The organism is Streptomyces sp. NPDC047515, assembly GCF_040643055.1.
Lineage (GTDB): Bacteria > Actinomycetota > Actinomycetes > Streptomycetales > Streptomycetaceae > Streptomyces.
The window spans coordinates 23,640-46,378 of sequence record NZ_JBEYTM010000023.1; the positions used below are offsets into that span (position 1 = coordinate 23,640).

Consider the following 22,739-nt stretch of genomic DNA (forward strand, 5'->3'; position numbering starts at 1 on the left):
TGGGGGCGCCCGGCCTCGCCACCTGCGGCGCGTCCTTCCCTAGTTAGTGCCCGCCGGGCCCGCGGGGTGTTTTGTTCACCCGGCGCACCGGTGAACCATCCGCCGACGGGCGCCGTAGTGGCCATCGGGTGCATGGCACAGCGACTGTGCCGTCCTCGTTCTCGACCGTCCCGGCTCCGCCGCCGGGGCGTCCCGACAAGGAGTCAGAAGATGATCTGGTACGTCCTGGCCGTGGTGCTGGGGCTGGCGCTGATCGCGGCGGTGGCCGCGCTGATCGTCACCGAGCGACGTCGGCCACCCCGCCCGCCGAAGCCCGTCGCGGCCTCGGCGGCCGTCGTGGGCCGGGAGGCGCTGGACGTGGTCAACGCGGGCCTGCGCCGGCTGACGGGCGAATGCCTGCGCTCCGGCCGGTCGCTGCCCGACCTGTACGCCGTCGTCTACTCCGAGGAGCGGCTCGCACTGCTGCTGGCCGGGGCCGAGGAGGCCGCCCCCGCGCCCTGGAGCGTCGAGGCGGGCGGCGAGCGCTGGACGATCTCGCCCGACGATCTGCACCGCCCCGGCCCGGAGGGCGAACCGGCCCTGCCGTACGCGCTGACGGTGACGGTGGGCCTGGACGGACCCGACCGCGTGCTGGTCGACCTCTCCCGGGCGGCGGGGCCCGTCTCGGTGACGGGTCCGGACAAGGAGGTGCGCAGCCTGGTGCGGGCCCTCGTCACCGAGGCGCTCGCCGGCCCGGTGGGGGCGCTCGCCGAGGTCACCCTGGTGGGATCCCTGGCCGACGGCCGGCTCCTTTCCGGCGACGAGCCGCGGACCTCGCGTCTGCACAGCGCGGCCAGCCTGGAGGAGGCGTTCGCCACGGTGGCGGCGTCGGCGGGCACGGGAGCGCCGGAGCCCGGCTCGCCCGACGTCACCCAGATCTTCCGGCTGATCGAGGGCAGCAGCCGGATCGCCGTCCAGGGCGAGGCGCCGCATCTGTTCGTCGTGGACGCCTCGCAGCTCCCGCGACGGGAGGGGGCACTGGCCGGTCTGCGGCGCGGGGACGCGCTGCTGGTGGTCGGCGAGGCACCCACGGGGTGGCGCTGGCGTACCGGTGCGGGCGGATCGCTCGACACCGGGCCGCTCGGCCTGGAGATCAACCGGCACGCGGGACGTCTGGCATGAGTGTCATCCGGCCTCGCGGTCCAGGCCGCCCGCGTACAGCCCGCGGCTGTGCAGCGCCTCGCGCAGGGCGCGGGCGGCGTAGTACGTCCGCGACTTGACCGTGCCCGGCGGCACGCCGAGGACCTCGGCCGTCTGGTTGACGCTGCGTCCCAGGTAGTGCACGTGCAGCAGGACCTCGCGCTGTGCCGGCCGCAGGTCCCGCAACGCGTCGATGAGCACCTCGGAGGTGAGCATGTGGTCCACGCCGTCGGAGACCGGCAGGTGGTCGAGTTCGGGGTCACCGGTCTCCGGTGGTCTGGCCTGGCGGGCCCGGTGGCCGTCGATGACGAGATTGCGCAGCACGGTGAACAGCCAGGGCCGCACCGAATCCGCGGTCGGGTCGAGTTCCCCGGCGTGCCGCCAGGCGCGTATCGCGACTTCCTGGAGGATGTCCTCGGCGCGGTGCCAGTCGCCCTCCAGCCGCCGTGCGGCGAACTGCAGCAAGGCGCTGCCATGGAAGTGGTAGAGCGCTCTGAGGAACTCGTCGGGGCAGGGTTCCGTGGTGTGGGGACAGGGTGGTCGGTCTTCGGTCGAAGCGCTGGCCGACAAGGGCCTTTTCCTCTCCGGTCGTCTGTGGGGAAGACGGGTTCGGCCGGCTGCGGGACAACCGGCAGGCGCCGCCGCGAGCCGCCGTGCGCCCGTGCGGCGCCCGTCAGCCTGCGGCGGCGGTGAACTTGCCCCCGTCAGCGCCGGTCAGCCCGGTTCGCGAGAGGAAAGCGAGTCCACCTCACGGGACGTCAACTCCCGTTCGTAGACGTGTACGTCGGCGATGTCACCGTTCCAGTAGTCGACCGGCTTCCCGTCGAACTTGGCGCGTCCGATCATCACAGTGCCAGTGGGGTACACGCTGCTGGAGGCCACCCTGGTCCCCGCGAGCCGGCCGTCCACGTAGATCCGCATCAGGTGGTCCTTCTGGCTGTACGTGCCGGTCAGGTGGTACCAGCGGCCGGGCTGCGGCTTCTCGGACGTCGCGACGGCACGGGCACCGGAGAAACTGAAGGCGAAGTTCCCGTCCTGGGCGGAGTACTGGAGGAAGAACGTGCTGACCCGGTCGCCGTCCTCGGACAAGGCGGTGTGGAAGCCGGTCATGTCCTTGGGGGCGAGGCGCACCCGTGCGGCGACCGAGTAGTCCTTGCCCGCGGTGTCGAGCCGGGTGCCGGTGTCCGCGTATCCGCTGGTGCCGTCCAGCTGCATGGCGCCGCCCTCGGGGCCGTCGGTCCACTGCGTGCCGCCCCTGACCACGGCGTCGTGCGCGCCGGCCTTCGCGGTGCCGGACCGGTGCAGGGGCCACCAGCCGAGGCCCTGCAGGGACTCGGCGTCGCCACCCGGTTTCGGCGCGGGCGGGTTCGGTGCGGGCGGGTTCGGCGCGGGTGGGTTCGGCGCGGCCGGTGTCGGCGTGGCCGGTTTCGACGCGGCCGGGCTCGACGCGGCCGGTGTCGGCGTGGCCGGTTTCGACGCGGCCGGGCTCGACGCGGCCGGTTTCGCCTCGGTCTGCTCCTTCTCGGCGTCCTGGCCGCGCACCAGTTGGACGACGACGAAGGCCAGCGCGACGGTCAATACGGTGATCGTGGTGATAAGCGGCCATCTGCGCGTCATGAATTTCCTCGGGAGGTGCGGCATAAATGCGTCACTGGTGATCACGCGTCCGATCCGGAAGCGGTTCAGTGTGCACGCAAGTTGTGACAGGCATGTGAGACAGCGGACCTGTCCGCCCCTGGATGTGCGCCCGTGCGCCGGGAGACGCGGGCGACGCCCCGTCCGGGGCAGTGGAACATGGGGAGTTGTGACGTTCCGGCGGTGCGGGCGCATCGTCCGCCAACCGTCCCCGAGTGTTCACGACGCGGTCGCCGCCGTCCGCCGTCGTTCCCCGGCCGTTCACCTGTGTGCGGTGGGGTGTGGGATGTGTCCCGTGGAATCCGCTCAAACTCCGTCACGGCTGCCGCTGAACGCGGCGGTGGGCCGGATCGGTTGCGTGCCGATCCCCGCCTGTTGCTGCTGAGTGCGGCGTCTGCGTTGTTGGGCTGATCAGTCGGTCTTGGTGTACGTGAGCCTTTCGCCGGTCTCCGGGATCTCCCGGCTCAGAGTGCCGTTCGGGAGCAAGGTGAGGGAGGTGGCCTTTCCTGCGGTGCAGGACGACATGGGTTCGCCGACGGTGACGGTGGAGGGCCCGATCTCGACGGGGCCGCTCGGGGTGGGTTCCGAGGCCAGGTTTGCCTGGAAGACGCAGTGGTAGGAGCCGCCGTTGTCGAGCGGGCCGTTCGCGGTGAGGGTGAGGACGGACTGGCTCACCGTGCCCTGCTTGATGACGAGTTGCCGGGTGGAGTGGCCCGAGGGGTTGTCGATGGAGCCCGTCCAGGTGCCGAGGTAGCCGGCCGGGACGGGGCCGTCGCTGTTCCTCTTGGCGTCGGTCGGGCTCGACGCGGCCGGTTTGGCCCCGGCCGGTTTCGCCCCGGCCTGTTCCTTTCCGGAGTCCTGGCCGCGCACCAGTTGGACGACGACGAAGGCCAGCGCGACGGTCAATACGGTGATCGTGGTGATGAGCAGCCATCTGCGCGTCATGAATTTCCTCGGGAGGTGCGGCATAAATGCGTCACTGGTGATCACGCGTCCGATCCGGAAGTGGTTCTGTGTGCACGTAAGTTGTGACAGGCCTGTGAGACAGCGGACCTGTCCCCCCGGACGCGCGTCGCCGTCCTGCCCCGGCCGTCCACCTCTGTGCGGTGGGGTGCGTGGTGTGTCCCGTGGAATCCGCTCAGACTCCGTTACGGCTGCCGGCGAGCGGTACGGCGGGCTCGCCGGCGTGGGTTCAGGACGCCAGGCGCCGCAGGCGGCCGACCGCCTCCTGGAGGACGCCGTCGCGCTTGCAGAAGGTGAAGCGGACCTGGCTGCGGCCTGCGTCGGGGGTGTCGTGGAAGACGGAATTGGGGACGGCGACGACGCCGCAGCGCTCGGGAAGGGCGCGGCAGAAGGCGTAGGCGTCCTTCTCTCCGAACGGGGAGATGTCCGTGGTGATGAAGTAGGTGCCCTGGGGTTCGTAGACCTCGAACCCGGCCGCGCGCAGCCCGTCGCCGAGCAGGTCGCGCTTGCGTCGCAGGTCGGCGCGGAAGCTGTCGAAGTACGTGTCCGGCAGGCGCAGCGCTTCGGCGATCGCGTACTGGAAGGGGCCCGCGCTGACGTAGGTCAGGTATTGCTTGGCCGTCCGGACGGCGGCGACGAGCGGGGCGTCCGCCGTGACCCGGGCCACGCCTCGTTCACACACTCATTCGCATGCGGCGCACCGGGCCCACCGGAGTCAGCCGTCGCCGGTCGGGGCGCCGACCGAGAAGCCCGCGCACCTTCGCCGCGCGACCGAACGCACCGTGCAGCCGGGACGGAACCGGTGGATCGCCGAACCGGTGGATCGCCGGGGCACCCCGAGTCTCATCCTTCGAGGAGAGCGGTCAGGACGACGGCGGGGTCGGCGTCCGGTGGCCCCGCCGGCCACCAGGTGCCCCGGTCCTTGGCGTACGGATACCACAGTCCGTCCCGGCCCAGTCGCAGTTGGGCATCGCGGCCCTCGACGGTCCAGCGGTTGCGCCAGGAGCGGAGCCGGGGTGGTGCGCCGTCGGCCCAGTCCGCTCGCAGCGCCTCGCGGTCGCGTTCCATGCGTGCGGTGGGTGGGTTCCAGGAGTTCTCCAGCACATCCAGGGATGCCGCGCCGCCATGCCGCCACGCGCGGGTGGCGGCGGCGAGTTCGCGGGGGGTGCGGCCGCAGTTCGCGGAGATCCGGGCGAAGACCTCCAGGGTGGGGTGAGCGGCGGCGAAGCGGACGGCGTCCTGCCATTCGGTGAGCGGGACGGGTGGCGCCGTGTCGGCGTGCTGTGCGCCGAGAGCTCCGGTGAGCAGGTGGTGGGCACGCATCGCGGCGTCGGCGGCGAGCAGTTCGAGCGCGGCCGGGTCCACGCCGGGCTCCGGGACGGCCGAGTCCACCAGCGCGGGGCCGCGGCCGGGCCGTTCGGGCAGCGGCGGCGGGGCGGGCAGGGACGGCAGTTCGGTGCGTGAGGTGAAGGCGGGCCCGGCGGGATCGCCGGTCCGGGCCGGGGACGCGTCCGGACCCGCGCCCGCGGTTGCCGCGTACACCGCGGCTTCGGCGGAGGCGCGGGCGGTGTTGCGGCGGCCGAGCTCGTCCATCAGCTCCCGCTCGCCGCGCCCCCGCAGGAGCAGCAGCACGAAGGGGTCGCGGTCCAGGAGCCGGGCGACCTGGTAGCAGAGGGCGGCGGCGTGTTTGCAGGGGTAGCCCCAGTCGGGGCAGCTGCACTCGGGGTCGAGGTCCCGGGGACCGGGCAGCAGCGGGACGCCTGCGGCTGCGGCGTCGTCGGCGAGCCCTGCGGGCATCTCGCCGTCGAGCAGCGCGGCGATGTTGGCGGCCCGCTCGGCGATCATGTCGAGCAGCCGGTCCCACTGCCGGTCCGTCAGCTGTTCGACCCGGACCGTGGAGCGGTACGGGGTGCGGCGGCTGCCCTGCACCGGGGCGGCGGCCGAGCCGGGGGCGACAGTGACCTGGCCGACCGCGCCGCCGCGCGCGTAGGTCCGGCCGCGCTGCAGCCTGCCGGAGTCCAGGGAGGACTCCTCCAGGGCGCGCAGCCATTCGCGGCCCCACCAGGATGCAGCGAAGGGTGCGCGACTGCCCTTTGCCGGAGGGAGTGCCTCGAAGGTGCGCGCGGCTTCCTTGTGAGCCGGGATGCGCCTGCTCACTGGCCCGTCCTTCGCAGCGTGACCAGCTCGGCCAGTTCGCTGTCGCTCAGCTCGCTGAACGCCGCCTCGCCCGAACCCAGCACCGAGTCGGCCAGTTCACGTTTCTGCCGGAGCATCTCGGCGACCCGGTCCTCCACGGTCCCCTCGGCGATCAGCCTGTGCACCTGTACCGGCTGGGTCTGTCCGATCCGGTAGGCGCGGTCGGTGGCCTGATCCTCCACGGCCGGGTTCCACCAGCGGTCGTAGTGGATGACGTGTCCGGCCCGGGTCAGGTTCAGACCGGTCCCGGCGGCTTTGAGGGACAGCAGGAACACCTTCTTCTCGCCGGCTTGGAAGGCGCCGACCATCTCCTCGCGGCGTTTGACCGTGGTGCCTCCGTGCAGGAACAGGGTGTCCACTCCGCGGTCGGCCAAGTGGCGCTCGATAAGTCTGCCCATGGCCACGTACTGGGTGAAGACCAGGGCCGATCCCTCCTCTGCCAGGACGGTGTCCAGGAGTTCGTCCAGCAGCTCCAGCTTCCCCGAGCGGCCCGGCAGCTTCGCGCTCGCAGGCTCCTTCAGGAACTGCGCGGGGTGGTTGCAGACCTGCTTCAGGCCGGTGAGCAGCTTCATCACCAGGCCGCGTCGGGCGATGCCCTGCTTCTCCTCGATCTCGGCCATGAGCTCGCGTACCAGCGCCTCGTACAGCGAGACCTGTTCCTTCGTCAGTGAGACAGGCTGGTCGGTCTCGGTCTTGGGCGGCAGTTCGGGCGCGATGCCGGGGTCGGACTTGCGCCGCCGCAGCAGGAAGGGTCGGACCAAGGCGCCCAACCGCTGGGCGGCCTGCTCGTCGCGGTCGCCTTCGACGGCCCTGGCGTAGCGGTCGCGGAAGGAGGTGAGCGTGCCGAGCAGGCCGGGGGTGGTCCAGTCGAGCAGCGCCCACAGTTCGGACAGGTTGTTCTCGACGGGGGTGCCGGTCAGCGCGACCCGCCCCTGCGAGGGGATCCTGCGCAGCGCCTGGGCCGTGTGCGCGTGCGGGTTCTTGACGTGCTGGGCCTCGTCGGCGACGAGCAGTCCCCAGGGCTGCCCCGCGAGGCGTTCGGCGTCGCGGCGCATGGTCCCGTAGGTGGTCAGGACGAAGCCGCCGTCCGCTCCGCCGTCGAGGCCGGCCAGGTCGCGGCCGGGGCCGTGGAAGCGGCGGACCGGGGTGCCCGGTGCGAAGCGTTGGATCTCGCGCTCCCAGTTGCCGAGCAGTGAGGCGGGGCAGACCACCAGGGTGGGACCTGCGGTGGTTTTCCGTTCCTGGCGACGCAGGTGGAGAGCGATCAGAGTGACGGTCTTGCCCAGGCCCATGTCGTCGGCGAGGCAGCCGCCCAGGCCGAGCGAGGTCATCCGGTGCAGCCAGTTCAGGCCGCGCAGCTGGTAGTCGCGCAGCATCGCGACAAGAGCCTTGGGCGGCCCCTGGGGCTCGCCCGCGGTGCGGGCCTCGGGGTCGGTGATTCGGGAGCGCAGCTCCTCCAGTACGCCGCCCGCGGTGACCGCGATCTGTTCGCCGTCCACCTCGACGCTGCCGGTCAGCGCGGCGCCCAGGGCGTCGACAGCGGTCAGTGAGGGCGACTTGGCCTGTGCGCCCGTCGCAGGCGGCGGACCAGTTCCGGGTCCACGACCACCCACTGGTCGCGCAGTCTCACGATCGGCCGGTGCGCCTGGACCAACCGTTCCAGTTCCTCGTCGGTGAGTTCCTGGTCTCCGAGCGCGACCCGCCAGCGGAACTCCAACAGCCCGCCGGAGGACAGGAAGGACTCGGCCGAGGACTGCGTCCCCTGGCGGCGTGCGGGTTCCAGGATCCCGGCGGCGGTCAGCTCGCGAACCAGCTCCTTGGGCCAGTGCACGGTGACCCCGGCCGCGGCAAGACTCTCGGCTGCCTCGCCCAGCAACGCCTCGGCCTCCTCGTCGGACAGATCGAGGGCGGTCGGGGCCGCCGCGTCCAGCAGCCGCCCAGCCGGGGGCCATGCGCGCGCGGCCCGGCGCAGCGTCAGCAGCGTGTCCACCTGGGCTCGTGGGCCGAACAGTTCGGGGGCGATGGCCCTGCCTGACCACAGGTCCGCGGCGTCGGCGAGCACCGTGGGATCGGCCAGGCTGCGCAGTTGGACCACGGCCCGGATGGAGTCCGAGCGGCCCAGTTCCAGCCGCAGCGACACCGCCAGACCCGCGTCGCGGCCGGCGGCGACCTCCGCCGCCCAGCCTCGCTGCTCGGGCACGGACTGCGGAGCCCGGACCGCGAACGCCGGTCCGCCGGTCACCTGGCGGGCGGCGGGAGGGCGGGCGAGGGAATCGGCCACGGCGTCCAGGAAGGCCCGCAGCAGCGGCTCGGCCGCCGGAAGCGTGAGGGGGGAGAGGCCGGGAACCGCGACCGCGCGGGCCCAGGGAGGCATGGCGGCGGCCAGGGAAGCCAACCGCTCGTGGTCCTCGGCGTCCAGCGGGCCGGCCCGCCACGCGTCGAAGCCTTCCGGTGACACCCCTGGAAGCACCTGGCCGCGGGCGATCAGAGCCAGACCGAGCATGGCCGCCGCACCCCAGAACGCCGTGCTGGCAGACGCCCGCCCGCTGCCGTCCGTACGGAGCGCCCGGCAGCGGGTCAGCAGCGGCAGCGCCTGCTCCACCGGCAGCAGTGCGGCGACCACCCTGGCCCGGCGTACGGACGAGCCGTGCGGGCGGACCACGGTGAGTTCCCCGGGTTCCACCCCGAGGTCCGGCGGCTCGCCGCCGGGCGACCAGAACGCCACCCGTCCCGACCGGGGCGGATCTGCGGGAAGGAACACCGCCTCGCCGATGGCGAACTCCGGCAACCCGGCGAACAGATGCTCCCGGTCCGGAACCGCCGGCTCGGTCGCGGCCGACCCGCCGGATCCGGCCGTGCGGGCGGCAGCGGACGCTGCCGACGGGTAGACCTTCGCCACTACACCCACTCCTGGCACACGTTCCTGCAACTGTTCGGGAGGGTGCGGGTCCCCCGCGCGCCCTCGGCGGGTCAAGGCTATCCGCGCGGGCGGACAGGGTGTGTCAAGAGTGGCTTCGCTCACTCGGCGGAGTGCGGAATGATGCCACCAGTAGCCACCAGTAGCCACCACGGACGGCTGCGACACATATGCGGTCGCGGCCCCGTACCGGTTCCGGAATCCGGCACCGCCTCGATCAAAGGAATCCCTCGCCGTGACCGCCGACCCCGTGCCGACCTACCAGTTGAAGATCGCCCTGCGAGACACCAGCCCGCCGATCTGGCGCCGGGTCACCCTGCCCGCCGACACCTCGCTCGGCTGCCTGCACGACATCATCCAGGCATGCTTCGGCTGGGACGACTCGCACCTGCATTCCTTCACCGAACCCGGATCCGGCCGCCAATTCCTCGACTTCGACGCCCCGTTGGACCGCGATCCCGGCCGCGACGCCGATGAGGAGTCCGTGACCGTGGCCGAGGTACTGCCCTACGAAGGCGGTCGGCTGGAGTACACCTACGACTTCGGCGACGACTGGCGTCACCAGATCACGCTGGAGAAGACCCTTCCCACGTCCACCCCCGACCGGCGCGTCCGCTGCACCGGTGGACGCCGCGCCATGCCCTACGCCGAGGACACCGGTGGCGCCTGGGGGCTGCAGGCCGTACTCGACGCCGTCGCGGACCACGGCGCACCAGCCCCCGAGCCGTGGACCGACCTGGTCGAAACGCTCCGCGAGGAAGGGTTCGACCCCGCATGTTTCGACCGCGAGGCCCTGGACCGGGAACTGGCCGGACTGGACCCGCGGCCGCCCACAGCCACCCCGGCACGACGGTCGGCCGCAGCCGCCCCCGGCGGGCGGCGCTGCTCCTGCGGCGAGGTCCACGACGACGATGACCTGGACGCGGAGCTCGTTCCGGTGCGCCCCGTCTCCCTGGCACCGCGCGCGGAGCTCGCCGCCGCCGCCCGGCAGGTGCCGCTGATCGCCTCCGCGCTCCGTCTGGCCCACTGGTGCCGGGGCGGACGAGCCGTCACGTCCCGGGAGGTGCTCAAGCCCGCAGTGGGCCGCCTGGCCGTCCAGGAACTCGAACTGTGGGCCCAGGACGACGAGCTGAGCGCACTCCGGCCGGCGGAGCGCGACGAGCGGCTGGCCCGCCTGCGCAGTTCCGGCGACCTGCCCTGTCTGGACAGCCCCTGGCGGCTCGTCCTGGACGCGGACCTGGTGGAGATCAGCGCGGGCACCGCCCGTCCCGGTGCCGGTCTGCCCGCCACCGCGGGAGACGAGGGAGTGCTGGAGTTCTGGTGCTGGGCGCTTGAGGACGAACTCGACGACCTGAACGACCTCGGGACCCTTGGCCTGCCCCCGGTGCTGCTGGCCGCGCTGGGCATGCAGGCCGAGGACGGCGACGGCTTGGCAGCGGTGGTGCTGCGGGCGCTGTACGAGGTTCCCGACGGCGAATGGCTGGACCCGGCGCTGCTCGTCGGCGCACTCCGCGAGGGCCTCCCCAAACAGGAGGCACGACTGGTCGAACTGCTCCTCCTGCAGATCCTCGACCAAGCGGCCCTGATCCTCGCCGAGTACCAGGCAGCGGAGGTCGAGACCGGCCCGGAGACGAGCCGGGAGCGCGACCACATCCTCCTCGACATCCTCGGCATCACGGGGAGCACCGAAAACAGCGACGACACTCCCCTGCCCGGGACACAGCTCAGGCTCACCCCACTGGGACGCCACGGACTGCGCGAGTACCTGCTCGCCGAGGGATTCCACGCTCCGCTGATCGGTGAACTGGCCGATGCCGACGCCCCGACGCTGCTCGACGCCCTGCTCGACCACGACGAGGACGCCGCCCACGCCGAGATCACCGGATGGATCAGCCATCGGGGCCAGGGCCCGGCCGCGGTCCAGATCATCGATGCCTGCGCCGGGCTGGAAGCCGACGCGGCCCTCCGTCGCCTGACCGCCGCACCGGTGCTGGCAGAACTGGACGAACCCAGAGCGCTTGCGGTCCTGCGCAAAGCCGCGGCCTCGGGTGTCCCTGGCTGCGCCGAGACCGCGGCGATCGCGCTGGTCGGCCGAGGCGAGATCCCCGAGGGACACAGTCCGGAACTCCGGCGCTGGGGGCTCGTCGACCATCTGTGGGGTCCGCTCGGCGTGGCCGACGAGGCACTTGCCACGTTCCTGGACCAGGAGGGGGACTCGGTACTGCCGCTCCTGGAGCAGGCCGCCGACGATCTGTGGCGCTGCGACCACCCCGCCACGGGGGCCGTCCTGGAAGCGGCAGGGCGACACCTGAGGGCTCGGGACAAGGCGCTGGCCAAGCGGCTGCGAAAGTCCGCAACCAAGGTCGGATCCCGGCGCCGACGATGAAGTCGGGCGCACCGAGGAAACCTGACCACCGCGTCCCGGCTGTTGTCCGGCAAGGATCCAGAACCCGGATTCAACCGTTGCCGGCCTGCGTGAGCGCTGCGTGACGCCGGGGTCAGCGGCTGCTCTGCTCGATCCGGTCGAGTCCTGTCAGCTCTCGTAGTGGTAGCGGCACTGTGCGATCAGGACGCCATCCTCGGTGGCCTTGCAGATCAGTCGGTGCTCGTCGTTGATGCGGCGCGACCAGTAGCCCTGGAATCCGTGCTTGAGCGGTTCCGGTTTGCCGATTCCCTCGTTGCCGTTCCGGGCAGTGTCCGCGATGAGCGTATTGATGCGCCTGTGGATCTTCCGGTCCTGAAGCTGCCACCACAGGTAGTCCTCCCAGGCGCGGGAGGAGAAGGTGATCTTCATTTGCGGCCCTTATTCGTCGGTCGCCAGCTCGCGTACGGTGCCGCCGCCGCTTTCCAGCTCGTCGATGGACGCGAGCAGGCGCCGGGCGTTCGCCGGGCTTCGCAGCAGGTACGCCGTCTCCTTCAGGGACTCGTAGTCCTCAAGGGAGACGATGACGACCGGGTCATGTCCGGCCCGGGTGATAACGACCTCTTCGCGGTCGTCGGTGACGGAGTTGAGCACCTCGGCGTACCGCGCGCGCGACTCGGAATACGTCATGGTCTTCACGATTGACCCTCCTTCCACGTACAGGAAATTGTACGTGGACCCCTGTGGTGCGGCAACCACCGGAATGACGGCCGCGACCGGGCGGCCTCCGGCGCGAAAGTTCCGGGCGGGTGAGGTGTGGCAGGTGACGACGAATGCAACGACCGGCCCCGTGCGACGGCGGTCAGTGCGCGAATGCCTTGCGGAGCCGTTCCGCCGCGTCCACCAGTACCTCGGTGCGTTTACAGAACGCGAACCGGACATAGGGGGCGCCCGCCTCCGTGTGGTCGTAGAAGACCGAGTTGGGGATCGCGACCACGCCCGCGCGCTCCGGGAGGGAGCGGCAGAAGGCGGCGCCGTCGTTTTCGCCGAGCGGGCGGATGTCGACCGTGATGAAGTACGTCCCGGCCGGCCGGAATACCTGGAAGCCCGCGTCGGCGAGGCCCGCGCAGAGCAGATCCCGCTTGGCCCGCAGGTCCTCGCGGAAGGCGGTGAAGTACGTGTCGGGCAGCCGCAGGGCCTCGGCGACGGCGTATTGGAAGGGGCCGGAGGCGACATAGGTCAGGAACTGCTTGGCCGAGCTGACGGCGGCAATGAGCTCGGGGGCGCCGGTAACCCAGCCGACCTTCCATCCGGTGTACGAGAAGGTCTTGCCGGCGGACGAGATGGAGACGGTGCGCTCCCGCATGCCGGGCAGGGCCGCGATGGGGCGGTGCGCGCCCTCATAGACCAGGTGTTCGTACACCTCGTCGGTGACGACGAGCAGGTCGTGTTCGACGGCGAGTGCGGCGATGGCGCTCTGCTCGTCGGCGGTGAGAACCATCCCGGTGGGGTTGTGCGGGGTGTTGAGGAGCAGCAGGCGGGTTCGCGGGGTGATCCTGGCGCGCAGCTCGTCCAGGTCCGGGCGGAAGGACGGCGCGCGCAGAGTGAGCGGTACCCGCTCCGCTCCGGCCATGGCGATGCAGGCGGCGTAGGAGTCGTAGAAGGGCTCGAAGGCGATCACCTCGTCGCCCGGTTCGAGGAGGGCGAGCATGGTCGCGGCGATCGCTTCCGTAGCCCCTGCGGTGACCAGGACCTCCGTGTCGGGGGCGACGTCCAGGTCGTAGAAGCGCCGCTGGTGGTCGGCGATCGCGGAGCGCAGTTCGGGGACGCCGGGGCCCGGCGGGTACTGGTTGCCGTGCCCGGCGCGCAGGGCCCGGACCGCGGCCTCGCGGATCTCTTCGGGGCCGTCGGTGTCGGGGAAGCCCTGGCCGAGGTTGATGGAGCCGGTCCGTACGGCAAGTGCCGACATCTCCGCGAAGATCGTCGTGCCGAACTCGGCGAGGCGGGGGTTGAGCAGCGGTCGTCCCTGGGTCATGGCCGCCATCCTGCGCCGAAGCTCTGGAGTTGCTCAAGTCTGCTTTGGCCGAACGAGGCCGGGGGCATCCCCCCTTTCACGCGGGAAGCGCGCGGAAGCGGGGGACCTCGCTTCGGGGGAACGGAAGGACATGAGGTCGTGAGGACTTTTGTCGGAGTGGTGATCGCGGTGGCCGTGATCGGACTGATCGTCTCGCTCGTGTCGAGGGCCGGGAACAAGAAGAAGGCGCGCGGACGGAGTGCGCGCCGGGGTGCGAGCGGCGGCAGCGCCGCGGGTGGCAGCTGGTGGGCCGGCGGTGGTGACGGCGGCGGTGGTGGCTCGTCCTGCGGAAGCGTCGGCGGTCACTCGGGCAGCCACTCCGGCGGTCACTCGTGCGGCGGCGGACACTCCTCGTGCGGTGGCGGCTCCTCGTGCGGCGGGGGCGGATGCGGCGGAGGCAGCTGACACGGGGCAGCTGATCCGTGACCGGGCAGGGCCACATGCCCGGTGCCGGACCCGAGCGGTCCGGTGCCCGACAGGTGCCCGGCGGGTGAACTCCCGCCGGGCACCTTTTTGTTGGGGCTTTCCGCGAGATCCCGGTGAACAGATGAACCGAGGGGCCCCCGAGGGGATGGAAACCACGTCAAGTTGGGTAAAAACGCTGTGGACGCGGCTTACTTCGTGATTCCCTCGGTGGAGAGAACTTCCAGCCCTAGGACCTGAGTTGGACCTGATCGGGCGCTTCCCACCTCCCACGTGCAGCACGTCGGAGGCGTCCCCTGTCCATGCGTCCACGCTTGCTTGCGGAGCCGACCCATGCTCACGACCCTCCAGACCCCCTATTCCGACACCCGCGCTGCCGACCTGGCCTGGGCGCTGGGGCGCGAACCGCTCCCCGCCCTGGCCGTGCTCGACCTCGATCTCGCGGGTGCCCGACTTCAGATGCGCCTGCTCGGCGCCTCCCATCAGGTGCTGCTCGAAGAGGACCGCGGCACCTGTTCCGAAACCGTGGCGTGCATCCCCGGCAGCAGCACACCGCTGCCGCTGGGTGTCGCCAAGCGGCTCGGGGCGTGGGAGTACGAATTCGCGGCGCGCGTCGAGACACTCTCGGCGGGCTCGTTCGCGGGGCGCGCCCAGGAGCTCCTCGCGCTCGTGACCGACCACCCCCACGGTCTCGCCGGGACGTTCCCCGGCAGTCCGCACGCCTTCACCGCCATGCTCGCCCAGCGGACGGAGGGCCAGGTGCGGTGGCGCACCTGGCATGCGTACCCGCAGGAGGGGCAGTTGGTGGTGACGCGCACCCGGGTGGGCGTGCGGATGCCGGCGGCAGCACTCTGACGTGGGCCCAACTCCGTTGTGAGCACACCACTTGCACCCTTGTGGGTGACAGGCGGCAACCTCTTCGTGACGTAGCGTTCGCCTCATGATCGACCAGCAGGTGTCGCTGCGAGGGGGCGCGGCATGCCTTCCCGTACGGCCGAGGACCGGTCGGTGTCTCGTGCTGGCCGCTGTCTTCGTCTGTGCCGCCTGCGGTCTGGTGTACGAGCTCGAACTGGTGGCGCTCGCTTCCTACTTGATCGGTGATTCCGTCACCCAGGCGTCCGTCGTGCTCTCCGTGATGGTGTTCGCGATGGGCGTCGGCTCGCTCCTCGCGAAACGTTTACGCAGCCGTGCCGCAGTCGGCTTCGGGCTGATCGAGGCGGTGCTCGCACTCGTCGGCGGCTCCTCGGCGCTCGTGCTGTACGCGACGTTCGCGTGGGTCGGGGAGTCCCGGTACGCCTTGGTGGGGTTCTCGCTCGCGATCGGCGTCCTGATCGGAGCGGAGATCCCGTTGCTGATGACGCTGATCCAGCGCGTCGACCGGCAGGACCCGGGCGGGGCCGTCGCGGACCTCTTCGCCGCCGACTACGTGGGTGCGCTGGTCGGCGGACTGGCGTTCCCCTTTCTGCTGCTGCCGGTGCTCGGACAGCTCACCGGGGCGCTGTTCACCGGCGGGGTCAACGCGGCGGCGGGCGGGGCGCTGGTGCTGTGGGTGTTCCGGCGGGACCTCACCCCGCGCTCCCGGTGGCTGCTGGTCCTCGTCAACGTGGCCGTGATCGCCGTGCTCGCCGTCGCCACCGCGCTGGTCGACGACTTCGAGCAGGCGGCGCGGCGTGCGGTGTACGGGGACGGGGTGCGGGTCGCGCTGCAGACCGGGGTCCAGGAGGTCGTGCTCACGGGGGCGGGCCGCAGCTCCCTGGATCTGTATCTGGACGGGAGGCTGCGGGTCAGCGGGCGCGACGAGTACCGCTACCACGAGGCGCTGGTGCACCCGGCGATGAACGGGCCGCGCGCCCGCGTCCTGATCCTGGGCGGCGGCGACGGCCTCGCCGCCCGGGAGGTGCTGCGCTATCGGGACGTACGCCGCGTCACCCTCGTCGAGCTGGACCCCGGCGTCACCCGGTTGGCCCGTACCGACCGCGCGCTCTCGGCGCTGAACGCCCACGCGTTCCGCGATCCCCGGCTGACCGTCGTCAACGCGGACGCCTTCAACTGGCTGCGGGCGGCGCACGGCGGCTACGACGTGGTGATCTCCGATCTGCCCGACCCCGGGATCTCCGCCAGCACGAAGCTCTATTCGGCGGAGTTCTACGGCCTGGTCGCCGAGGCCCTCGCCCCGGGCGGCCGCTTGGTCGTGCACGGGGGCCCGCCGGTCACTCGGCCGCATACGTACTGGACGGTGGAGGCGTCGATGAGGGCGGCGGGCCTGCGTACCCGCCCGTACCGCATCAGCGGCCGGCTCTCCGACTTCGCGGCCGGCCCCGACCGGGCCACACACAGGGCGCAGGCCGAGGACGGCTGGGGATTCGTCCTCGCCCGGACGGCCGGGGCGCCCGCGCTCCGGCTCTCCCCGCAGGCGCCGGAGCTGCGGTCGCTGACGCGGTCCTCGCTGGTGCGCGCGGGCCGGGACGCGGAGAGCGCCCGGCCGCGCGAGCTGCTGCCGTCGACGCTGGTGCATCCGCGGTACTGGGAGGACCGGTGAAACCGTCGCCCGGCGGCACCGCGCAGCCGCACGGCCGACGGACCCCGCAACCGCAGACGTGACGTGGAACCGCCGAGGGGCCCCGGAACCGCGACGGGCCTCGGACCCCCGGCTTGACGCGGAACCGCTGACGGGATGGCCGGGGCTGAGTAGGCTCGGTTTCCATGGAGCATGAGGTGTTCGTTCCGGTTCCGGCCCCGTCCCTGCGGCGGACGCTGGGCGATCCCGCCCGCGTCGCGCGCTGCGTACCGGGGCTTCAGCAGGACGCCGACGAGTCCGCGGGCCCGCTGTCCGGCCGGCTCAAGATCCGGGTCGACGGCCACACGATCACGTACCGGGGCGTGCTGCGGCTCACCGCCTCTCCGCAGGACGGCCCGGACGGGAACGGGATCCTGGTGGCGGGCGAGGGCGTCGAGGCCAGGGGAACCGGCTCGGTGAAGCTGACGCTGACGGTCAGCCTGACGGAGAAGGACGGCGGCACGGCGATCGGCTTCGCGGGTACGGCGAGCGGTGACGGCCGCCTCCTGGAGCTGGACCCGGCGGCGGTGCTCGCGGCGGCCCACCGACTGCTGGACCGCTTCGCGCAGCAGCTGGTGACGGAGACGCTGGCGGACGGCGCTGTTGCGGGCGAGGCGCTCGGCGAGGCCGAGCGGTCCGTCGGGGAAGCGGTGGAGCAGGCGATCGAGGAGGCGGCCGAGGAGGCCGACGCGACCGGCGCGGCCACCGCCCGGAGCGCCGGACCGGAGGCCACCGACGACGCGGACGACGCGGACGACACGGACGACACCCCGCCCACGCACGACGCCGCCGCGGACGAGGCACCCTCCGGCGAGAAGCCTCCGGGCACGGGCTCCGTCTTCGAGGCCCCCGTGCCCCCGTCGTCGTTCGACCCCATGGCGGATGCGGAGTTCACCGTCCCCGACGGTCCCCCGGCCGAGGCGGCGCACGCCCGGCGCACCATGATCGGCCGCAGTGCCGAGGAGGTCGACCACGCGCCGCCGCGCGGCAGGTACGCGCCGGTTCCGTCACCCGATTCGACCACCGCGGGCGCCACGCTCCGCTGGGTCGCCCCCGCCGCCGCACTCGCGCTCGCGTCGGCAGTCGTGGTGACCCGGGCGTTGCGGCGGCGGAGGTAGCGTCGCCAGTAATGTCGTTCCGGTGAGTAGCAGCGAGAAGGACGTCCGGCTGTCCGTCGGCGATGCAGAGTTGACCGTGAACCCCGCCAATGGCTGTCGCATCAGCAGTCTGCGGATCGATGGCACCGAACTGCTGCGGCAGGGGGAGCGGTACGGCTGCTTCCCGATGGTCCCGTGGTGCGGGCGCACCGAGAACGGGCTCTTCCACAACGGCGACGTCCCGCATCGGTTGCCGCTGAACTCCCCGCCGCACGCCATCCACGGCACCGGCAGGGACACCGCCTGGCGCGCCGCCCGCGTGGGCGAGCGGGAGGCCTCGTTCTACTACGACCTCGCCGACCCCTGGCCGTATCCGGGCCGGGTGACCCAGACCTTCGAGCTGGCGGAGGACTCGCTCACGCTCGCATTCGGCATCGAGACCTACGGGAACTCGTTTCCGGCACAGGCCGGCTGGCACCCCTGGTTCCTGCGGGACCTCGGCGGCGGCAAGAACGTGGAGATCGCCTTCGACGCGGCCTGGCAGGAGGAGCGGGGCGAGAACCATCTGCCGACCGGCCGCCGCATCCCGCCGCTGCCCGGTCCGTGGGACGACTGCTTCGGGATGCCGGACGGCGTCGATGTGACGCTCACCTGGCCGGAGCAGCTGGAGCTGACCGTGAAGAGCCGGGCCGAGTGGGTCGTGATCTACGACGAGCAGGCCGAGGCGGTCTGTGTGGAGCCGCAGTCCGGCCCGCCGAACGGGCTGAACACCGACCCCCGGTACGTCACCCCGATCGAACCGCTGGAGATCGCGTCGACCTGGAGCTGGCGCAGGCTCTGACCCGCCGCGGGCACCGGCTCCGCCGCGGGCGCGGGCCCCACGGCGCCCGGGTCAGCGGCGCAGTGCCTCGGCCGGCTGAATCCGGCTGGCCCGCCATGCCGGATAGAGCCCTGCCAGGAGACCGGTGCCCAGGCCGATTGCCGGGGCTGCGGCCACTGTGGCCGGGTGGATGACCGGAGTCCAGTCACGGGTGGCGGCCACACACACGACCGTGACGGTGCCCAGACAGGTGCCCACCAGCCCGCCCAGCGCGCCGAGCGCACCCGACTCGGTGAGGAACTGGCCGGTGATGTGAGGGCCCCTGGCGCCGAGCGCCCGGCGTAGGCCGATCTCTCCGGTCCGTTCCAGAACGGCCACCAGCGTGGTGTTGGCGATACCCACGGCGCCGATGACGAGGCAGATTCCGGCCAGCAGGAGGAACAACTGGTCGAGGTCGGAGGTGACATCGGTCCGCAGAGCCTTCGGATCGGGCGGCGGGATCGCTTTGAAGCGCTCGGGGTGCACCGGGTCGATGGCTGGGGCGGCCTCGTCCGCGATCTGGGTCGCCGCCCCCAGCTCGGTGGAGACCAGCATCTTGGCGATGGAACCAGGACCCGGCGCCCCCCACAGACGTTCGGCGGTGTGTGCCGGTACGACGACCGACATCAGCAAGTCCGCTTTCCGGTCGACATCCGACACGATGCCGATGACCGAAAACGCGTCGTCGCCGACGAAGATTGCGGGCTGAGATTCCAGGCCGGTGATTCCCAGGCGTGATGCCATTCCGGATCCGATGACCGCGACGCGCTGCCTGGAGCGATCGTGAAAGCTGTCGAAGATTCGGCCGTCGTCGAGCGTGGGACCGGCCGCCGCCAGCACTCCCGAGGAGGCGGCGACCACCTGCGCCTGCTCGCCGGCACCGGCGTCCGTGCTGAGCGAAGCTCGCACGGTCACTCCCTTGTCGAGTGGTACCGACCAGTACACACCGGCGTGCCGCACACCGTTCAGGGCCTCGACTCGGGCATCCGCGTCGGCCGGGAATGACGTACGGCCGAAAGGATCTTCAGCAGCACCGATGTCCTCGATGGACACCTCGGTGGCGGTCAGAGCATTGAAGCGGGAGTCGACCTGGGACGTCGTGGTCGCCGTGAGGCCGAGGACTGCGACGAACGAACCGACGCCCAGAACCGTGCCCAGGCTGGTCAACGCTGAACGCGCCGGGCGCTGCAGCATACCCGCGACGGCTTCCGCGAGCAGGCGGCGGGCAGACAGCCGGGACGGACGGATGCCACGCGGGCGCGTGCCGCGGCGCAGCTTCATCGTTCTTCTCCCCAGAGGTGTTCGGACGGGCGGAGTGCGGGCTCCGTCAGCCGACCGTCTTTGATGCGCACGGTCCTCCTTCCGCGCGAGGCGACCTGAGGGTCGTGGGTGATCACCACGATGGTCATGCCATCGAGGTGCAGTTCGTCGATCAGGGCGAGAACGGAGTCGGCGGTGGCGCTGTCGAGATTGCCGGTCGGCTCGTCGCAGAGCAGCAGCGAGGGGGCCGGCCACCAGGGCCCGGGCGATGGCCACACGTTGGCGTTCTCCCCCGGAGAGCCGGGTCGGCAGCGCGTGCATGCGGTGGCCGAGCCCGACGCGTTCCAGTGCCCGGACGGCGCGGGGACCGTGCTCGGAGGACGGCACATTGTTGTAGAGCATGGCCAGCGAGACGTTCTCCAGCGCGCTGCGGTGAGGCAGCAGATGGAAGGCCTGGAACACGAATCCGATCCGCTGCCCGCGCAGCGCCGTCCGGTCGCTGTCGCGCAGTGCTCCCGTATCGATTCCATCGAGGAAGTACCGGCCGGTGGTCGGGGCATCGAGTAGCCCGGCGGCATTCAGAAAGGTCGACTTTCCTGAGCCGGACGGACCAACCACGGTGACATAGTCGCCCCGCCGAATGGTCAGATCGAAGGGCAGCAGGGCGGTGACGGGTGGGGGGCCGGGATAGGTCAGACCGGCCTGGTCGAACCGGATGACAGGCCGGTCGATCGCCGAACCGCCGTAGGGCAGAACGCTCACGGGCCGGTCCTTGTCGTTCTGCCGTTCCTGACTCCGACGACGACCTGGTCTCCCTCGGACAACGCAGAACCGTCCAAAGGGATCACTTGTACGAGACCGTCTCCGTTCGAGCCGGTGCGCACCCTCACCTGGCGGCGCTTGTTGTCAGCGGTCAGCACCGTGACCGATGTACCGCCGTCCAATGAGGACGAGAGCGCGGATGCCGGCACGGCGAGCACTTTCCCCTTGGAGGACGCGGCCGCGATCGTGAGCCGTACGTCCTGCCCGGCCAGCTTGAGCGGGAGAGATCTGTCCGGCTTGACGGTGATCCGATACGAGACCCCGGTGGCCGCGCCGTCCGCCCCACCTGCGGTCCCGCTCGCGGATGCAGGTTCCTCGGACACGGACGACACGGTGCCGTTCATCTCGTCCCCGGTCAGTTCTGACAGGACAGTCACGGCCTGCCCGGTCCGGACCGTCTTCTGGGCCGGTGACAGGCTTCCGGTGACGCCCAGGGCGCCGGCGGAGACGGTGAGAATCTTTCATTTGACCTGGTCGCCGATTGCCGCGGCGACCGATTCCACCCGAGCCGGGAACCCGTTGAGGTACAGAACTTCTGCCGCCGGCAGTTGCGGACCGGCCTGCGTGTGGGCCGAGGCGAGTTCTGCCTCGGCAGCACCGAGCTGTGCCCGGGCTTGTTCCACGGCTGCGGAGGAGCCGGCCTTCTCGGCCTGGGTGAGAGCGTGGGTGGCCTGGGACACGGCCTTCGTCTCGGCGGCGACTTTTTCCGGCCCGTCCTCGGCCACTGGAACCGGTACGTAACCGATGGATGAGTAGAACTTCGCCAGTGCCGACTGGGTGCCGGGGCCGAACGTACCCGCCATGTCCGAACCGCTGCCGTAACCCAGGCGCGCCAGAGCATCCTGGAGTTGTGCGACGTCGTCGCCATTGGCCCCCGGTTTGAGGTCGCGGAAGGCGGGCAGCTTTCCCTTCAGTACGAAGACGGGACGCCCTGACACCGCGACCAGCGCGGTACCCTCCGAGACTTCGTCGCCGGCCTTCGCGGAGAGCCTGGTGACCACAGGGGTGCCGCCGCCCTCACCGCCCGCCGTGGGCACGACGTCCACCGTCTGCGTCGCCGCCACCGTCCCTCGAAGGATCACCGACTCCTTCAGCTCACGGCGTTTCACCACCGCGGTCAGGACATCCGGTACGGGGGCGCCCGCTTCCGCGGCTGCTTGAGCCGGCGACTTGATCACCGTGGATGCCGCGTACGCCGCGCCCGACAGGGCGACTGCTCCGCACACAGCAGCCGCCAAGATCCTGCGCCGCGATCGCAGTCGCGACGTCCCGTCAATTTCTTTGGATCGCGTTGTTCGCATTTTCAATCCACCGGGAGGTCCAGGACTTCAGATCGGCGAGCAGCTCGGTGTTTTCGTCGATGGATTTCTTCTCGTAGGCGGATTCGACTGCGATGCCCACACCGAGATAATTGAGCTTCTTCTTGCATTGGGCGTCCGCGGTCGCGGTGGAAATTTCGATGCGCGTTGGCGAACCGGAATTGTCCGCCCAGTGAGAGTCATTGACCGCTGCACTGGGGGAGTCGTACGTGTATCCGCGGTCCTTCATGCAGTCGGCCCAGGAATCGGTGACCTTCTGGAACCGGGAGTCGTTCCTGGCCCGCTTCATGGCTTCTCCGCGCATGGCGGACACCACCATTTCTGCGAATCCCTCGCTGAAGCCGCCCTCTCCGGAACCCGCGGTCGAACCTCCGGGGAGCTTCACTTCGTTGGGGGTGGTAGCTCCCCTGGTGATGATGCGGAGGGCTTCGCCCTCGCAGCCGCCCTTGGGAACCTTCTTCTTGTTGAAGGTTTTCACCTTGCCTGAAAGAAGGAGCCCCTGAGTCTCGGTGCTGTTCTTCCCGTATGCACCCTCCGCTCCATCTCCGCCACCCTTCTTGGGTGGCGCCTGGTACCCGTACTGCTGGGCCTGGCTGAGAGGCGTCGCGTTGAACTCGGTGTGCTCCAGCCACCGCTCTCCGGTGAAGGCTCCGAGGGGCTGGGGATTCTCGGTGTATCCGAGACTGTGCATGCACTGGTTGACCAGGGTCACGCGCGCCTTCTTCAGGGCGTAGTTCTCCTCCGGGGTCGGCAGGTACGCATCGAGCGGGGTGGTGATCCCGGCCGGATCCAGACTGCTGGGTGTGGGGACCGGTCCCAGTTCCGGACGGGAGTCGGTGTCGGAGCCGCCCAGTGCCGAGCAGGCAGCCAGCGCGGAATCATTCCGACGCAGGCTGCTGCTCGAAGGAAATTGAGCTTCAACTGATTCAGCAGCCCGTCTTCTTGAACGAGGAGAACTCGTCGTTGTTGTCGTAGAACGTCAGGTACTTGAAATTACGGCTGGCAAAGTAGCTGGTGCCGCCGTAGTTGATGTCCCACCAGAAGGTGAAACCTGCGCACGCCGTCGGGGTCCCAGC

18 protein-coding genes and 3 pseudogenes are annotated in these 22,739 nt (G+C 70.9%); 7 read left to right on the forward strand and 14 right to left on the reverse strand.

Translation table 11 applies throughout. The features are described from left to right. Positions 1–210 precede the first annotated feature (210 nt). Complete coding sequence (locus tag ABZ826_RS20140; protein WP_361449709.1) at positions 211–1,161, forward strand: hypothetical protein; 951 nt, start codon at positions 211–213, stop codon at positions 1,159–1,161. Positions 1,162–1,164: 3 nt separating this feature from the next. Here the strand turns inward: ABZ826_RS20140 and ABZ826_RS20145 are convergent, their stop codons facing one another. The 6 genes and pseudogenes from ABZ826_RS20145 to ABZ826_RS20170 form a co-directional block, all read right to left on the reverse strand. Beyond that, positions 1,165–1,749, reverse strand: a complete 585-nt coding sequence (locus ABZ826_RS20145) for a sigma-70 family RNA polymerase sigma factor (RefSeq protein ID WP_361449712.1) — start codon at positions 1,747–1,749, stop codon at positions 1,165–1,167. Positions 1,750–1,893: 144 nt separating this feature from the next. Beyond that, positions 1,894–2,796, reverse strand: coding sequence for a LamG domain-containing protein (locus tag ABZ826_RS20150; RefSeq protein ID WP_361449715.1), 903 nt, complete (start codon positions 2,794–2,796; stop codon positions 1,894–1,896). Between the two features lie 429 nt (positions 2,797–3,225). Continuing rightward, a complete protein-coding gene (locus ABZ826_RS20155) occupies positions 3,226–3,759 on the reverse strand; it encodes a hypothetical protein (protein WP_361449718.1) in 534 nt (177 codons plus the stop codon). A gap of 247 nt (positions 3,760–4,006) precedes the next feature. After that, positions 4,007–4,435: pseudogene (locus ABZ826_RS20160) on the reverse strand (aminotransferase class I/II-fold pyridoxal phosphate-dependent enzyme); the annotation flags it as partial. 185 nt (positions 4,436–4,620) lie between these two features. Next, entirely contained in the window at positions 4,621–5,934 is a 1,314-nt protein-coding gene (locus ABZ826_RS20165) for an SWIM zinc finger family protein (RefSeq protein WP_361449721.1), read from the reverse strand. Beyond that, positions 5,931–8,746: pseudogene (locus ABZ826_RS20170) on the reverse strand (SNF2-related protein). Before ABZ826_RS20170 ends, ABZ826_RS20165 begins: the two are co-directional and overlap by 4 nt. 379 nt (positions 8,747–9,125) lie before the next feature. Here ABZ826_RS20170 and ABZ826_RS20175 point away from each other — a divergent pair. Next, positions 9,126–11,276 carry a plasmid pRiA4b ORF-3 family protein gene (locus ABZ826_RS20175; protein WP_361449724.1) on the forward strand — a complete coding sequence of 717 codons (2,151 nt, stop codon included), beginning with the start codon at positions 9,126–9,128 and terminating at the stop codon, positions 11,274–11,276. A 147-nt stretch (positions 11,277–11,423) separates the two neighbouring features. Here the strand turns inward: ABZ826_RS20175 and ABZ826_RS20180 are convergent, their stop codons facing one another. From ABZ826_RS20180 to ABZ826_RS20190, 3 genes are all read right to left on the reverse strand, one after another. Beyond that, positions 11,424–11,684 (reverse strand): Txe/YoeB family addiction module toxin, encoded by a 261-nt coding sequence (locus ABZ826_RS20180; RefSeq protein ID WP_361449727.1) that lies wholly within the window; start codon positions 11,682–11,684, stop codon positions 11,424–11,426. A 9-nt stretch (positions 11,685–11,693) separates the two neighbouring features. Further along, on the reverse strand, positions 11,694–11,951 hold the full coding sequence (locus tag ABZ826_RS20185; protein WP_361449730.1) for a type II toxin-antitoxin system prevent-host-death family antitoxin: 258 nt from the start codon (positions 11,949–11,951) through the stop codon (positions 11,694–11,696). Positions 11,952–12,114: 163 nt separating this feature from the next. Beyond that, positions 12,115–13,287 carry a pyridoxal phosphate-dependent aminotransferase gene (locus ABZ826_RS20190; protein ID WP_361449733.1) on the reverse strand — a complete coding sequence of 391 codons (1,173 nt, stop codon included), beginning with the start codon at positions 13,285–13,287 and terminating at the stop codon, positions 12,115–12,117. 138 nt (positions 13,288–13,425) lie between these two features. Here ABZ826_RS20190 and ABZ826_RS20195 point away from each other — a divergent pair, with 138 nt between their 5' ends. The 5 genes from ABZ826_RS20195 to ABZ826_RS20215 all read left to right on the forward strand — a co-directional run bounded on the left by ABZ826_RS20195 (position 13,426) and on the right by ABZ826_RS20215 (position 18,244). Then, on the forward strand, positions 13,426–13,731 hold the full coding sequence (locus ABZ826_RS20195; protein WP_361449736.1) for a hypothetical protein: 306 nt from the start codon (positions 13,426–13,428) through the stop codon (positions 13,729–13,731). Between the two features lie 351 nt (positions 13,732–14,082). Then, a complete protein-coding gene (locus ABZ826_RS20200; protein ID WP_361449739.1) occupies positions 14,083–14,604 on the forward strand; it encodes a DUF2617 family protein in 522 nt (173 codons plus the stop codon). An 85-nt stretch (positions 14,605–14,689) separates the two neighbouring features. After that, positions 14,690–16,288: a polyamine aminopropyltransferase gene (locus ABZ826_RS20205; protein WP_361449742.1), complete on the forward strand. Its 1,599-nt coding sequence runs from the start codon at positions 14,690–14,692 to the stop codon at positions 16,286–16,288. A gap of 164 nt (positions 16,289–16,452) precedes the next feature. Next, on the forward strand, positions 16,453–17,424 hold the full coding sequence (locus ABZ826_RS20210) for an SRPBCC domain-containing protein (protein ID WP_361449745.1): 972 nt from the start codon (positions 16,453–16,455) through the stop codon (positions 17,422–17,424). A gap of 22 nt (positions 17,425–17,446) precedes the next feature. After that, positions 17,447–18,244, forward strand: coding sequence for an aldose 1-epimerase (locus tag ABZ826_RS20215; protein ID WP_361449748.1), 798 nt, complete (start codon positions 17,447–17,449; stop codon positions 18,242–18,244). A gap of 51 nt (positions 18,245–18,295) precedes the next feature. On the opposite strand, the gene ABZ826_RS20220 is transcribed toward ABZ826_RS20215, so the two are convergent. From ABZ826_RS20220 to ABZ826_RS20240, 5 genes and pseudogenes are all read right to left on the reverse strand, one after another. Further along, a complete protein-coding gene (locus tag ABZ826_RS20220) occupies positions 18,296–19,543 on the reverse strand; it encodes an ABC transporter permease (protein ID WP_361449751.1) in 1,248 nt (415 codons plus the stop codon). Beyond that, positions 19,540–20,275, reverse strand: a pseudogene (locus tag ABZ826_RS20225) (ABC transporter ATP-binding protein). The gene ABZ826_RS20220 and the pseudogene ABZ826_RS20225 overlap by 4 nt, the downstream one beginning before the upstream one ends. 5 nt (positions 20,276–20,280) lie before the next feature. Continuing rightward, complete coding sequence (locus ABZ826_RS20230) at positions 20,281–20,721, reverse strand: hypothetical protein (protein WP_361449754.1); 441 nt, start codon at positions 20,719–20,721, stop codon at positions 20,281–20,283. An 84-nt stretch (positions 20,722–20,805) separates the two neighbouring features. Then, positions 20,806–21,570, reverse strand: coding sequence for a peptidoglycan-binding domain-containing protein (locus ABZ826_RS20235; protein WP_361449757.1), 765 nt, complete (start codon positions 21,568–21,570; stop codon positions 20,806–20,808). 46 nt (positions 21,571–21,616) lie between these two features. After that, positions 21,617–22,375 carry a hypothetical protein gene (locus tag ABZ826_RS20240; RefSeq protein ID WP_361449760.1) on the reverse strand — a complete coding sequence of 253 codons (759 nt, stop codon included), beginning with the start codon at positions 22,373–22,375 and terminating at the stop codon, positions 21,617–21,619. Between the last annotated feature and the right edge of the window lie 364 nt (positions 22,376–22,739).

Bases quoted from the DNA above. Each gene is read 5' to 3' on its own strand.
- ABZ826_RS20140 (WP_361449709.1), top strand. From the start codon at position 211: ATGATCTGGTACGTCCTGGCCGTGGTGCTGGGGCTGGCGCTGATCGCG.
- ABZ826_RS20150 (WP_361449715.1), bottom strand. From the start codon at position 2,796: ATGACGCGCAGATGGCCGCTTATCACCACGATCACCGTATTGACCGTC.
- ABZ826_RS20155 (WP_361449718.1), bottom strand. From the start codon at position 3,759: ATGACGCGCAGATGGCTGCTCATCACCACGATCACCGTATTGACCGTC.
- ABZ826_RS20180 (WP_361449727.1), bottom strand. From the start codon at position 11,684: ATGAAGATCACCTTCTCCTCCCGCGCCTGGGAGGACTACCTGTGGTGG.
- ABZ826_RS20190 (WP_361449733.1), bottom strand. From the start codon at position 13,287: ATGACCCAGGGACGACCGCTGCTCAACCCCCGCCTCGCCGAGTTCGGC.
- ABZ826_RS20200 (WP_361449739.1), top strand. From the start codon at position 14,083: ATGCTCACGACCCTCCAGACCCCCTATTCCGACACCCGCGCTGCCGAC.
- ABZ826_RS20205 (WP_361449742.1), top strand. From the start codon at position 14,690: ATGATCGACCAGCAGGTGTCGCTGCGAGGGGGCGCGGCATGCCTTCCC.
- ABZ826_RS20210 (WP_361449745.1), top strand. From the start codon at position 16,453: ATGGAGCATGAGGTGTTCGTTCCGGTTCCGGCCCCGTCCCTGCGGCGG.
- ABZ826_RS20220 (WP_361449751.1), bottom strand. From the start codon at position 19,543: ATGAAGCTGCGCCGCGGCACGCGCCCGCGTGGCATCCGTCCGTCCCGG.